Raw genomic sequence first — 12,057 nt, 5'->3', positions numbered from 1 at the left:
TATAGCCCATCATCATTCCCCAGGCTCACGACAGCGCTCAGCAACTTTCCGGTCCGCCACAAACTCAGCAACCGCACTCGCAAAACACGCAGGGGCTGCAAACGCGAGCAGATGCGCGCCACGCTCAACGGTGCTGAAGGTCATCGGGCCTGCCGTTTTCAGCAGTGCGGCATGCGCCTGCGCGCCGGCGTACGGGGTGTTGGGATCTAGCGTGCCGTGGATGACCAGCGTGCGTGGCAGGGTGGCGGGGCTGCGGCCGAACCAGGCGTCGCGCGGGTAGGTGGGCAGGCCGGCGTCCACCAGCAGGCCGGGGATGGGGCTGACGAACAGGGCGTCCTTGGCTTCGGCCGCGACCGTTTCGCGGGTGAGGGTTGGCCGCGCATTGTTTTCGGACGCGGCAATCAGCATGACCAGCGGCAATGCGGGCTGGTTGTCGCCGCCTTGGCCCATGGCTGCAAGTAATGTCTGCAGGTCGGTGATAGTGGCAGTGAGCAACGTGGCGTCGTCACGGGCCAGGCCGTCGATGATCGCGGGGATCCGGTCGCGCAGCGTGGGGAAGTTGAGCAGCATGCCGAGAAAGCGCTTGAGGTCTTTGCCGGGGATCTGCGTGCGCCATGCGGCGCTATCGCTGCGATCGAGCACGCTGCGATAGGTAGCGATGTGTGCGTCGTCCAACAGCGCGCGGCCTACCGCATCGACCACCGCGGTGCGGTGGCTCAAGTCCCATTGCGCGGCAGTCTCCGGTGGCACCAGGCCATCCAGCACCAGCCCATCCAACGGGATGGGCGCCACTTGCAGGGTGCGCAGTGCCAACTGCGTGCCATAGGACACGCCGTACAGCAGCAGCTTGCCCTTGCGTCGTTGCTGGCGGATCAGCAGTGCAAGATCTTGCGCCGCTTCGGTGATGGTGAAGGCCTTGGTTCTTTGCGCATCTGCATACAGCGCGCCGATGCACGGGCCCCATTCGGCGCCGGCCAGGCCCACGCCGTCTGCGCTTTGCGGCGCTTCCTGCGCGGGGCACAGGCGGGCCGAGCGCCCAGTGCCGCGATGGTCCGGAATGATCAGGTCATAGCCGGGAAAGGCGCGCCGGTAAGTACTGATCATCGGGTACAGCGATGCGCCGGCTTCGCCCGGCCCGCCCGCAATCAGCCAGACTTCGCCGCGTCGCTTGCTCTGGTCCGGCGTAGGAAAACGGCGAACGAATAGCTCGATCGTGCCAGCATCCGCGGCCTCATGACGCAGCGGCACGTCGGTGATCAGGCATTCGCTACCGACCAATGGTGTGTGTGCCGCAGCGTCGGCACATGCGGTGAATAATGGCGGTGGCGTCTGCGCCGCGGCGGCAACCGGTGCAAGGAATGCAGCAAGGCAGGCAACGGCCGCGTAGATCGTAGGACGACGCATCGAGTTCCATCTCTCGGCAAAGAGCCGCAGCATTACCTAATGGGGCTGCGCGCGTATCGCCCGAAAGTCATTTTTCGCCGATCAGGTGCGCCTGTCGCTGCGCAGAGTGCGCAACAGCCAAACGTAGGCGCGGTACGATCCAACCCCATCTGTTTGAGCGCGCATCGCTGTCGCCATGGTTTCAACACGCCCGATCCTCGATGGCATGGCCGCCAGCCAGTTCCAGCTACCAATGGGAAGCTGGGCCACGGTATTGGAGGCGCTATGCGCATGTTTCCCGAGTGTGGATGCAGCCACGTGGCGTGACCGCTTCGCGCGTGGGCGTGTGCTGGACGCGAATGCGCAGGTGCTGGATGTGTCGGCGCCGTATCGACTGGGTGCGGAGATCTATTACTTCCGCGAAGTGGCAGATGAGCCCGTCATCGCGGCGGCTGAAGCAGTGGTGCATGCCGACGCGCACGTGGTGGTGGCGTGCAAGCCGCACTTTCTGCCGGTGGTGCCCGCAGGCGTGTATGTGCGCGAGACGTTGCTCACGCGGCTGGTGCGGCATTTCGATAACCCCGCGTTGGTGCCACTGCACCGCATCGATCGTGACACTGCCGGACTGGTGTTGTTCTCGGCGAATCCTGCAACACGCGGGATCTATCAGGCGCTGTTCCGCGAGCGGCGTATTCGCAAGCATTACTTGGCAGTCGCACCGCCGCTGCCGGGGCTGACGTTTCCGTATGTGCATCGCAGCCGGCTGGAGCCGGGCGAGCCGTTCTTCCGCATGCGCGAGAGCGTGGGCGAGCCGAACAGCGAGACGGTGATCGATGTGGTCGCACGCAGCGTAGACACGTGGACGTACCGCCTGGAGCCGGTCACCGGGCGCAAGCACCAATTGCGCGTGCATATGGCCGCGCTGGGCGCGCCGATCCTGCATGACCGTTTCTATCCCGAGCTGGAAGACCAGCGGCCCGATGATCCGGAGCGGCCGCTGCAGTTGTTCGCGCACACGTTGGCATTCGATGACCCGATTACTGGTGAGCCTCGGCGCTTCAACGCGACGATCGAACCGACAAAATCGGCTTGAGACGCAAACCTGCGCTGCGCTAAAAAAATCAGGCGAAATATCTGGTTTTCAGATATCCGAAAAAGCGCGCTACGGTGGCCGTGCGGACATCCCGTCCGCTCACGTCGAGGACAGACGGCATGAGCACTTCGAGAGCCCTTACGACCAATACTCGGCAGCGCGTGCGGCCAGCGGCCAAGATAGAAGCGCACGAAGAGCCCTTCACCTTCGGCGTCACCCTGCAGCAGATCGACCAGTTCCATACGCTGCTGCGCACGATCACTGCGCAGAGCGACATGGTGGCGGTGTGCAGCGGCAAGCCGCTGGATGTCACCAGTCTGTCGGTTCTGGGCGAGAGCATCTTCAATGCCGCCCGCGCGGTACGCGGTGTAGTCGATGAGATTTACGAGCAGCGGCTCGGTGGCGATGGCCCGGACGATGCGGCCGAAGCGAGCGGGCAGCGCGGCGCCAGGGTCTGACCGGGCGCCGCGTGCAATCGCGTCAGCCTCAACGCACCTTGTACAGCACCGCCGCACCCGGCTTGGGCTCGAACATCGGCACGGTCTGCTGCTTGAGCGCGGTGCCCTTGGCGTCCCACACCAGCGTCTCGGCGGGGTATTCCTCGTTGCGGGTCATGGTGTCGATCTGCTTGATGATCACCGTCTTGCCGGCGGGCACTTCCGGGTTCCAGGCGAACACGCCCAGGCGGCCGTAGAACACCGCCGGTGCAGCGGCATCCAGGCGGCGGTCCGGGCACATGACCAGGCCGCGTTCCAGCATCACCCGTAGTGCGCCCACGGGCACGGCCTTGACGGTGGGCGCGGTGCGGTCGGTGCTGTGGCCGGGGCAGACATTGGCCGAGCGGGTGAGCATGTCCTCGACCACTTGGCGGTCGGACTGGGCCAAGGCCGGCAGCGCGGCGGTGGACAGGGCAAGTACGGCGAGAGCGGATTTCCAGGGCATCTGACAACTCCTCATGAGATGACACTCCAATACGGCAGCCCTGCAGGCGGGCTGCTGCCAGTGACGCGCCCGGATGCTAGCAAGCCCCGCGTTAAGCGCCGCCAATGGTTGGTGCTGCTTCCAGGCGGGGCGCGCAAGCGGGAATCGGCCACCGAACGGGAATCGGCCACCGAAGCCGCCGTCGGCCCGCCAACCGCGCACGGGCCGGCCGGCGCGTAATGCAACGGCCGCTGACGCCCATCGCCGCTGTCAGGAGACTCCTGATTGAGCGGCGGCGGCGACGCGGATAGCGTGCGCGCTATCACACCGTTGGACTGCTTTATGGAACGCGCCGACCTCATTGCATCACTGCTCACCGGCATGCGGCGTGCCGAAGACTTCCGCGCGCACGGGGCGGCCTACAACACCGCGCACAGCCAGCAGATGGCGGTCGACCACGGCAAGGCCGCCGACGCCGAGCTGGTGCTGTCGCTGTTCGCCTTCACGCCGGAGCACCTCAAGCTGCTGGGCAGCACCGGCATCGAGAACCTGGGCGAGATCGTCTGCCACGCCTGGGCCTTGAACGGCGGCAACAACGAGGCGCTGATTGGCTGGTTCCGCAAGCCCATGAACGCGCTGGACGGGCAGACGCCGGCCGCGCTGGTCCGCAGCGGCAGCCTGAAGGTGTTGCTGCTGGTGCTCAGGCAGCAGCTGGAGTGGGAATTGCCCAAGCGCTCGGCCTGAGCAGTGGGCCGGTGACGCCTCGCCCTGGCGTGCCGGTGGCCGGCACGCCGATCGGCAGCGCCGGCGCGCTTACTGTTTGGGCCGCGCCACGGCGTACATCTCCCAGGCAATCTTCTTCATCAAGGCGTTGCTGTCCTCGCCCTCCTTGTACAGGTCGAAGTGGGTGCGGCCTTCCAGGTAGCGGAAGTCGCTCCTGGCGCCCAGGCCGTCCAGCACCGCCTGGAACTTGCGCGCCGCCCCATCCAGGTAGAACGTGTCGGCGGTGCCGACGATCAGGTGGATCTTGCCGTCCAGATCCGGCTTGAGCGTGGGCCACTGCGCGGCCACGCGCGCGGCGATGTCGTAGTGCGTGCGCCAGTAGGCCACCACGGCCGGGTCCACCTTGCCGGTGTCGCGGTCGAACATCGGCACCGGGCGGCCGTCGGGCCCGCGCGGCGAGAACACCCAATCGAACGAGGTCATCTGCCCGCCATACGGGCCTAACACGCGTTCGAGCTTGGCGAAGGTTTCCAGGTCGGCCACCACCTTGCCCTGGTCGCGGATCAGCGGGAACTGGCTGCCGTCCGGGCGCCGGTAGACGTTGGCATTGGGCGCGTACAGATCCGGCCCGGTGAAGTCGTGGAAGTCGCTTGAATCGGGCGAGGTGGACCAGGTACCGCCGAACAGCTTGGGGTAGCGCGTCTGCAGCCACAGCGTGGCCCAGCCGCCGGACGAATGCCCGTTGAGGAACCGGCCCTTGGCGTTGCCGTCCATCTTGTACTGCCGTTCGAGCGCGGGGATCAGCTCCTCGGTCAGTGCGGTGCCCCAGGGGCCGTTGTTGACCGAGTCGGCGAACTCGTGGGTGCCGGTGGGCGTGGACTGGTCCAGGAACACCCAGATCATCGGCGGCATCTGCTTGGCCGCCATCGCGCTCCAGGTGGCGGCGATGCTGCCGGCAAAGCGGTTGTAGTTGCCGCCGAAGCCGTGGGTGACATACACGGTGGGGTAGCGGGTGCGGGCCTTGGCGTCGTAGCCGGGCGGGGTGAGCACGCGGGCGCGCAGCGACACCGGCCGGCCCCAGAACGCGCTCAGCGACGGGCTGACCAGCGAGGCGTCCGCGCTATGCAGCCTGGCCTCCGGGATGGCGTCGCGGATCGCCTGCGGCGCCCGCGGCGACACCTGCCACGGGTCGTCCGACGCCGGCACCTGCTTGCTGAGCGTCAGCGTGGGCAACGGCTTGCCCTTGCCCTGCGTCACCGCGGTGACCTCGCTCAACAGGTCGCCGCCATCGCGGCCGGCATAGCTGTAACTGTGGTCCGGATCCAGCACGGCCTGGAACAGGTACTCGCCGGCCGGCAGTGCGGAAAAACCGCTGGGGAAGGCGATGTTGTCCAGGTCGATCTCGACGCTGGCACCGGGGGCGAGCGCGGTCACCTCCTGCGCCGCCACCGCCACCGCGGTCGGGCGGAACGGGTTCACGCTCACCTCCTCCACCTTGCCGGCTTTGCCGTCCTTGCCATCCTTGGCCGCGGCCTGGGCATCCTTGGCCAGGGTGGCGAAGACCAGCAGGCGGCCGGATACGGGCTGGTCGCTCGCCCCGTCCAGCGTGACGCGCAGCAGGCGATGGGCCGCTGCCGGTGCGGCGGCGTGCGCGCAGCAGGCGCATAACAGGCCAACGGCCAGACCCAGGCGGGGGACAAGACGATGCAGAGACATGCAGATCCTTGGGAACGCAGGTGGATGGAGCGGGCGCACACGGCCCTGTGCAGACTGTAGCCAGTTCCCGGCCGGCCGTGCGCCACCAACGCGAGGTCCGGTCACCGTATCCGATCTGCCCGCTCCAGCGCTCACATCATCAACCGGACGCGACACAAACTCTGGCCGGCATCGCGAGCGGTAGCGTGAAGCTGGGCCAGCCCCAAGTAACCAAAAACGAAAGCCAGCGTCAGTTTCAATTCGGCAAATGTCTGACAGACATCCAATCTATTGTGTTTGGTCCATTGACGGACGCGTTGAAAGCGGTCGAAGCGTTGCGTTGAAGACGGTCGCCATCGGGTCTTACGTCAGCTCTTGTCCATGCCGTGCTTGGTTCGCTTACTGATTTTTGATGTAGACAGCATCGACGTGCGTCACTTTGCCGCTGGAATCCAGAGAAAAAGTCATCACGATGGAGCGTGCATCGGGGTTCAGTATCGCCTGCTCCTTGTTGTCCCTGACGACCAGCTTGCCTGCGGTTTCTTCAACAACATTTGACGTTGGAGAACTGCCGAACATCTCCAGCACCCTTGCTTTTGCTGTAGCCAGCGGTATGTATTTGCTGACGATGCTGCTCACGTCGATCTGTTGGAGTCGAAGGGGTTTTTGGGACGCATAAATTTCGTCGAGCATGGGTTTGGCTTCTGATTTCAGGATGTCATCCTGCTTCGAAGCGGTGCGTGCCGTCTCTGCATTGGTGCAGGACGAAAGTGAGAGCACTGCGATCCCTATGAGTGCGAAGGTTGCAGCCCAACGGCTTGGCGTGACGTGTGGCAAGGCGATCTCCTGATGCAGCTGAGAACATGGATCAGATGTCCGAATCATTCCAGGTAACCGTTCCATCTTGACGGACGTCTGTTGCGAGCAACGGAGCGCGGCGTTTGCTCCCGAATTCCAAACTGCATCACGCAACGACGTCGTTGAGACGATTTGCCGGGTTTGCGAGGCCTTGGTCTTCAACGATGAACCCACCAGCGGCGTGGCCAGCTGGGTGGCGTAGGTGTGGTGCTGCCACACACACGCATGTCGTCATCGTACGCAATCGATCATCTGCCGCTTGGCGTTATGCACAGGTGCCGTTGCGAATGTCCATTCAAGGCGCAAGCGGCAGTCGCTGCCGACACCTTGCATCACACACCAGGGAACGATCGAAATGAAACGTAAAACCAGCTATCGCGGTGCGCTTGCGGCCTGTGGCCTCTCACTCGTCGTGGCCGCGTTGTGCATGGACGCTGCCGTTGCCGCACCGGTGACCGGGGCGGATACGGTCACGCTGAGCTATGTCTTTGCCACGCTGCAGACGGGCCAGCAGGATCAGAAGCCCGAAGACATCGCGGCCTGTCGCAAGCAGGTTTCCGCACCGGGTTCCAAGTACCTGGGCTCGGCGGTCACCACCAAGTACTCCATCGACGTGCAGTCCAAGATGATGTCTGCGTCCTCGTCGCTGCCATCCCCGGGGGGCACGCAGCCGATGACGGTGACGATACCGCTGTCACCGTTGGGCTTGTCCGGGGAGTATGCCTTCGGTGCGTTTCGGCCGAGCGCGCTGCCCAACACCTATGTGCTGTTCTCGGTCGGGCTGGACTTCAAGGGGCCGCAGTCGTCCGTGCTGGTTCTCAACAGCGACAAGACCTACAACTGCCTGGTGACCAGCAATCCGGCGCCGTTCAAGGGAGCACTGGGTACCAAGTTGGGCAAAGACCAGGGGCGCTGATGTCTGCAACCGCCGGGTAATCGACGAACGCGCCGAAGGCAGCTTCGGCTCGTTCGCCTCGGTGCTGCGGCCGTGCAGTGCAGCCCTCGCGCGGATCGCGCGATGCACGTCGTCGGGGATATTGCGGACGGTGAAAGAAGGCATGTCGCCCTCGCGCAGGAATCAGGTTGCTTGCACTTCAGGAAAGTGCAGGCACTCACACAACGTCACCGGTATCGAAGCAGTCATCCCCGCACAAGCAGTAAGTGAAACCAGGGGCCAACCTGGCCCCACCACTCACCGATACGGTCCGGGCCCGCGCCATACCGGCTCGCCTTGCTTGTAGACCTCCATCATGTTGATGACCTCGCGGGCATCGCCGATGTCTTTGAGCTCCGGCGAGTCCGGTGGCAGCAGGCGGCATTTGCTGGAGCCGCGCTTGAGCGCGACTTCCAGCGGGCAGACCATGCGGTACTGGGTGCCGGGCAGGATGATGGCCACTTCCTTCATGCCCTGGTCGCGCCAGTTGCGCAGCTGGGTCTCGCTGCGCACTTCGTAATAGACCTGGTAGCCGCCCACATCCATGCTGGGTTGGGCGTTGTTACGGTCGCGGCGGCGGCCTTCGCTGATGGTGGGCGTGTTGGACATGCCGTCTTCGGCGGCATCGGCTTGTTCTTCGAGCATGCCGGGTGGGCGGCCGGTCCAGGTTTCGGGGCGGCGCTGCGGCGGCGACGAGGGTTCTGCCGGCGGTTGCGGCGGGGTGGGGCGCTGCACCGGTCGCGTCTGGCGCTGCTCGACCAGGCCGCCGCGGCGGGTGTTGCCTGCCGGCGGGATCGGGTTCTTGGCGGTCTTGACCAGGGTGGACTGCACCGGCGAAGCGGCCGGCGGCGGTTGCACGGGCGCGGGCGTTTGCGACGGCGGAGTCGGGGTCGGCGAGGGCGTGGGTTGTTCGGGCGTGGAGGTGTCGCCGACAAAATCCACCTTGGTGCGGCCGCCGCTGGCCGAGCCCTGCGGCGGGGTCATGGTGGGCGTGGAGGCCAACAGCAGGATCAGCAGCATCAGCACGTGCAGCAGGGCGCTGATCAGCGCGGCGATCCAGGGCTCGATGCGTTCGATCAGCGGCTCGGTGCGCGGCAGCCAGTCCTGCGTCTGCAGGCGGACGTGCAGCAGCTGCAGCGCGTCGTCGCGCACGCGGTAGACCAGCACATAGGGCGTTTGCTTGACCACCCATTCGCGGGTGCCGGCGACCCGGCCGGCTCGGCCGCGGCCGGGTTGCTCGGCCAGGGTGCGGGTGGCTTCCAGCACCTGCCGCGCCATCGCGGCGGCGGCGGTCGGGTTGAGCGCGTGGTAGTGATCCTGGGCGTGTGCGAGTTGCCTGGCGGCCGGGACGGTCCAATCACGCCGCAACATCAACGCCCCATCTGGCGAACAGTGCGCTCACCTGTGCCGGCGCGGCAAAGGCGCCCTGATCCGCTGCGGCCATGCCGTCCAGCACGGCCGCCTCGAAGCTGGCGGCGTCCACGACGCGAACCACGTCGTCCCATCCTGCCGTCTCGGGCAGCGTGTCGATCAGCGTGCGGGCTTCTTGCTTGATGGCGGACATGGCACTGCGGTGGGGGAACTCTGCCGGCAAGTCTACCCGTGCGGCTCCGCTTCGCGTGTGGCAATGGCTGGCGCGCGGCTGGGGCGTTCACCGGCAGTAGCGGGCAGGCCGGTCCTGCGCGAAGGTCGGTCGTTTGTCGCGATTGCCGCGCGCGGCGGTGGCCACCCGGGCAAGCCGCCTGTGCGCGCAGAAAGTGACACTTGGCACCTTGTTCGTTACGGGGGCCGGTTTCATTCTGCGTTGGTCACCTCACCCCGCAAAGGAATCGCCATGCCCGCTGCTGCCATCGCACCGCTGACGCCGTATCTGTCGATGGCGGCCATCGCCTTGCTCTACTACCGGCGCATCCGGCGCAGCTTCGGCCGCCAGCCGTGGAAGCCGGTCGGCACTGCAGTGCGTGCGGTGGTGCTGCTCATTGCGGCGGCAGCGCTGGCGTTTGCGGTGTATGGCCTGCCGCAGGTTCGGCCAGGGATCGCCGTGGGAACGCTGGTCGGCATCGGGCTGGGCGCGCTGTCGCTGCGCTACACGCATGCCGAATGGGTGGAAGGGCGCGGCTGGTATACGCCCAATCCGTGGATCGGCGGCGGCCTGACGCTGGTGCTGCTCGGGCGCCTGGCCTGGCGCTGGGCCGATGGCGCCTTCAGCGCGGGCGCGGCGGCGGCCGGCTCGCAGGCCAGCCCGTTGACGCTGGGCATTGCCGCGGCGCTGGTGCTGTACTCGCTGGTGCACGTTGGCGGGCTGTGGTGGCGGCTGCGCCAGCTGCGGCTGCAGGCGTGAGCGCCTGCTCGAGTGTGCAGCGCTGAGCGCGGGTGCGCTCACTGCCAGGTGGGGGAAGGCCGTTGCCTACACCTGCGAGCGGAACGGGACCACCAGCTTCTCGCCCAGCTTCTGCCGCAGCGGCCGCGTGCGCCAGCGCTCCAGCGTGTACAGCTCGGCCCGTTGCAGGTCGCGCTCGAACACCTCGGTCATCTGCGCGGCCAGGTCACGGTCGTAGACATTCAGGCTGGCCTCGTCGTTGAGGCGGAACGAGCGGATGTCGAAGTTGGTCGAGCCCACCGAGACCAGCAGGCCGTCGATGATCAGCAGCTTGGTGTGCAGCATGGTGGGCAGGAATTCGTGGATGGCGATGCCGGCCTGCAGCAGCGGTTCCCAGCTGGCCTTGGAGGCCAGCCGCACCGAGACCGCATCGATATGCTTGCCCGGCAGCAGCACGCGGATGCGCACGCCGCGCGCACGCGCTTCCAGCAGCGAGCGGGTGATCAGCGCATCCGGCACGAAGTAGGCGGCGGCCAGGTCGATGGAGCTGCGCGCCGCGGCGATGGCGATGAGATACATCAGGTGCATGCTCTCGCTGCCGCCGGCGGGCGAAGCCACGAACAGCTGCGCGTCGCTGTCGCCGGCCGGTGCCAGCTCGGGGTAGTACTCGGCGCCGTTGAGCACGCGGCCGGTGCTCTTGATCCAGTTGTCGTTGAAGGCGGCCTGCACCTGCGCCACCACCGGGCCTTCGATGCGGTAATGCGAGTCGCGCCAGTGCTCCGGGTCCTGCGCATCGCCCATCCACTGGTCGGCCACGCCAACGCCGCCGGTGAAGCCGATGCGGCCATCGATCACCAGCAGCTTGCGATGGGTGCGGTTATTGACGCGGTGCAGGTTGTACCAGGTCAGCGGGCGGTAGCGATGCACCTCCACCCCGGCGTCGGTCATGTCCTGCACCAGCGAGGCATCCATCTTCAGGCTGCCGCCCCAGTCGATGGTGACGCGCACCTTGACCCCGGCACGCGCGCGCTCGGACAGCGCCTGGCTGAACTCGCGGCCGATCTCGCCCGACCAGTAGATATAGGTTTCGAAGGTGATGGTGCGCTGCGCGCTGCGGATGGCGGCCAGCATCGCCGGGAAGATCTCGCTGCCGTTGTGCAGCACCTGGATCTTGTTGCCGGGCAGGATCGCCGGACCCAGCAACACCGACATCTCGCGTTTGAACTGCGGGTCGGCGACGTCGTAGCAATGGCTGGGGATGTGCTCGAGCTTTTTCTCGGGCGTGGCGAAGTTGAGCAGCAGCAGCCCCACCACCAGCGTGGTGACGACCGTGGCCACGATGATCCATGTCATGCATCCAACTCCGGTTCCCCTGCCATCGACAGCCCCAAGCGGCCGGCATTCTGGCAAGGCGGGCGGCATGGGGGCCGTGAAGGGGGATGCGTCCGGCGTCTGCGCGTGTCCCTGCCGGCCCAGGTGCTGGCCGGCACCGCGCACCGATGCCGGTGGCCGGCAGCCGGTGGCAGGCCTGCAGTGCCTTAGCTCAGCGCGGGCGGGTCAGGAACGCTGCCGGAACCTGCGCGGTGAGCCAGACGCCGTTGTCGGCCTGGAAGAACGGCAGGCCGTCGCGATGCATGCGCCCGGCGTCGACCTGCAACACCACCGGCTCGCCGTAGCGCTGCCCCACCGATGCGGCGGTCTGCGGGTTGTCGGACAGATGCACATGGTGGCGCTGGCCGGGGCGCAAGCCCTCGGCCATGATCGCTTCGAGAAAGCGCGTGGCGGTGCCGTGATACAGCACCTCGGGCGGCACCCTGGCTTCGAGCTGCAAGGCCACGGTTGGGGTGGAATGCCCCTGCACCGCGCGGATCCGCTGCCCATCGGCAGACAGCGCAAAGCGTTTCTTGTCGCTACCGGCGACCACCGCCTGGATCAGCTCCGGATCGAGCGCGGTGCCGTGGGCCCGGGCGCCGGCAATCAACGCGTCCAGCTCGGCCCAGCCCTCCGGGTCGAGCGTGAGTCCGATCGCCTGCGGCTCGTGGCGCAGCACGAAACTGAGGAACTTGCTGATGTCGGTATGGTGCTTGCTCATGCGGCGGCGCCCGAAGCGTCCTTGCGGCCAGTGATGCC

The 12,057-nt window shown here is 66.5% G+C and carries 13 protein-coding genes and 1 pseudogene; 5 read left to right on the top strand and 9 right to left on the bottom strand.

Features of this window, described 5'->3' with window-relative positions; all coding sequences use genetic code 11:
• Positions 1–12: 12 nt before the first annotated feature.
• Positions 13–1,404 (bottom strand): alpha/beta fold hydrolase, encoded by a 1,392-nt coding sequence (locus DGN21_RS19875; protein WP_104569419.1) that lies wholly within the window; start codon positions 1,402–1,404, stop codon positions 13–15.
• Positions 1,405–1,579: 175 nt separating this feature from the next.
• Between DGN21_RS19875 and DGN21_RS19870 the strand changes: the two genes are divergently transcribed.
• Together DGN21_RS19870 and DGN21_RS19865 are read left to right on the top strand one after the other, a co-directional pair.
• A complete protein-coding gene (locus tag DGN21_RS19870) occupies positions 1,580–2,476 on the top strand; it encodes a pseudouridine synthase (protein ID WP_215825048.1) in 897 nt (298 codons plus the stop codon).
• A gap of 119 nt (positions 2,477–2,595) precedes the next feature.
• Positions 2,596–2,934 (top strand): hypothetical protein, encoded by a 339-nt coding sequence (locus DGN21_RS19865; RefSeq protein ID WP_215825047.1) that lies wholly within the window; start codon positions 2,596–2,598, stop codon positions 2,932–2,934.
• Positions 2,935–2,962: 28 nt separating this feature from the next.
• On the opposite strand, the gene DGN21_RS19860 is transcribed toward DGN21_RS19865, so the two are convergent.
• Positions 2,963–3,418: a hypothetical protein gene (locus DGN21_RS19860; protein WP_184614985.1), complete on the bottom strand. Its 456-nt coding sequence runs from the start codon at positions 3,416–3,418 to the stop codon at positions 2,963–2,965.
• Positions 3,419–3,739: 321 nt separating this feature from the next.
• On the opposite strand from DGN21_RS19860, the gene DGN21_RS19855 reads away from it, so the two are divergent.
• Positions 3,740–4,141, top strand: coding sequence for an antitoxin Xre/MbcA/ParS toxin-binding domain-containing protein (locus DGN21_RS19855; protein WP_065033331.1), 402 nt, complete (start codon positions 3,740–3,742; stop codon positions 4,139–4,141).
• 69 nt (positions 4,142–4,210) lie between these two features.
• On the opposite strand, the gene DGN21_RS19850 is transcribed toward DGN21_RS19855, so the two are convergent.
• Both DGN21_RS19850 and DGN21_RS20255 read right to left on the bottom strand, forming a co-directional pair.
• Positions 4,211–5,836, bottom strand: coding sequence for an alpha/beta hydrolase-fold protein (locus DGN21_RS19850; RefSeq protein WP_215825046.1), 1,626 nt, complete (start codon positions 5,834–5,836; stop codon positions 4,211–4,213).
• 378 nt (positions 5,837–6,214) lie between these two features.
• Entirely contained in the window at positions 6,215–6,892 is a 678-nt protein-coding gene (locus DGN21_RS20255) for a DUF6393 family protein (protein ID WP_241235277.1), read from the bottom strand.
• Between the two features lie 136 nt (positions 6,893–7,028).
• On the opposite strand from DGN21_RS20255, the gene DGN21_RS19840 reads away from it, so the two are divergent.
• The gene (locus DGN21_RS19840) at positions 7,029–7,589 is read left to right on the top strand and encodes a hypothetical protein (RefSeq protein WP_080715755.1); all 561 of its coding nucleotides are present in this window, start codon (positions 7,029–7,031) and stop codon (positions 7,587–7,589) included.
• 54 nt (positions 7,590–7,643) lie between these two features.
• On the opposite strand, the pseudogene DGN21_RS20325 reads toward DGN21_RS19840, so the two are convergent.
• The 3 genes and pseudogenes from DGN21_RS20325 to DGN21_RS19830 form a co-directional block, all read right to left on the bottom strand.
• Positions 7,644–7,733, bottom strand: a pseudogene (locus DGN21_RS20325) (plasmid stabilization protein); the annotation flags it as partial.
• Positions 7,734–7,865: 132 nt separating this feature from the next.
• The gene (locus DGN21_RS19835) at positions 7,866–8,978 is read right to left on the bottom strand and encodes a type II toxin-antitoxin system RelE/ParE family toxin (RefSeq protein ID WP_126966927.1); all 1,113 of its coding nucleotides are present in this window, start codon (positions 8,976–8,978) and stop codon (positions 7,866–7,868) included.
• On the bottom strand, positions 8,965–9,171 hold the full coding sequence (locus DGN21_RS19830; protein ID WP_016902163.1) for a hypothetical protein: 207 nt from the start codon (positions 9,169–9,171) through the stop codon (positions 8,965–8,967). The genes DGN21_RS19835 and DGN21_RS19830 overlap by 14 nt, the downstream gene beginning before the upstream one ends.
• A gap of 270 nt (positions 9,172–9,441) precedes the next feature.
• Here DGN21_RS19830 and DGN21_RS19825 point away from each other — a divergent pair, with 270 nt between their 5' ends.
• Complete coding sequence (locus DGN21_RS19825; RefSeq protein ID WP_126966928.1) at positions 9,442–9,948, top strand: hypothetical protein; 507 nt, start codon at positions 9,442–9,444, stop codon at positions 9,946–9,948.
• A gap of 66 nt (positions 9,949–10,014) precedes the next feature.
• On the opposite strand, the gene DGN21_RS19820 is transcribed toward DGN21_RS19825, so the two are convergent.
• Complete coding sequence (locus DGN21_RS19820; protein WP_054591711.1) at positions 10,015–11,280, bottom strand: phospholipase D-like domain-containing protein; 1,266 nt, start codon at positions 11,278–11,280, stop codon at positions 10,015–10,017.
• Between the two features lie 190 nt (positions 11,281–11,470).
• On the bottom strand, positions 11,471–12,019 hold the full coding sequence (locus DGN21_RS19815) for an RNA 2'-phosphotransferase (RefSeq protein ID WP_184579022.1): 549 nt from the start codon (positions 12,017–12,019) through the stop codon (positions 11,471–11,473).
• Positions 12,020–12,057: the final 38 nt, after the last annotated feature.

It is taken from the genome of Xanthomonas sp. MLO165 (genome assembly GCF_018831305.1).
Classification (GTDB): domain Bacteria; phylum Pseudomonadota; class Gammaproteobacteria; order Xanthomonadales; family Xanthomonadaceae; genus Xanthomonas; species Xanthomonas arboricola.
This window is presented reverse-complemented; position numbering and strand designations above follow the sequence as displayed.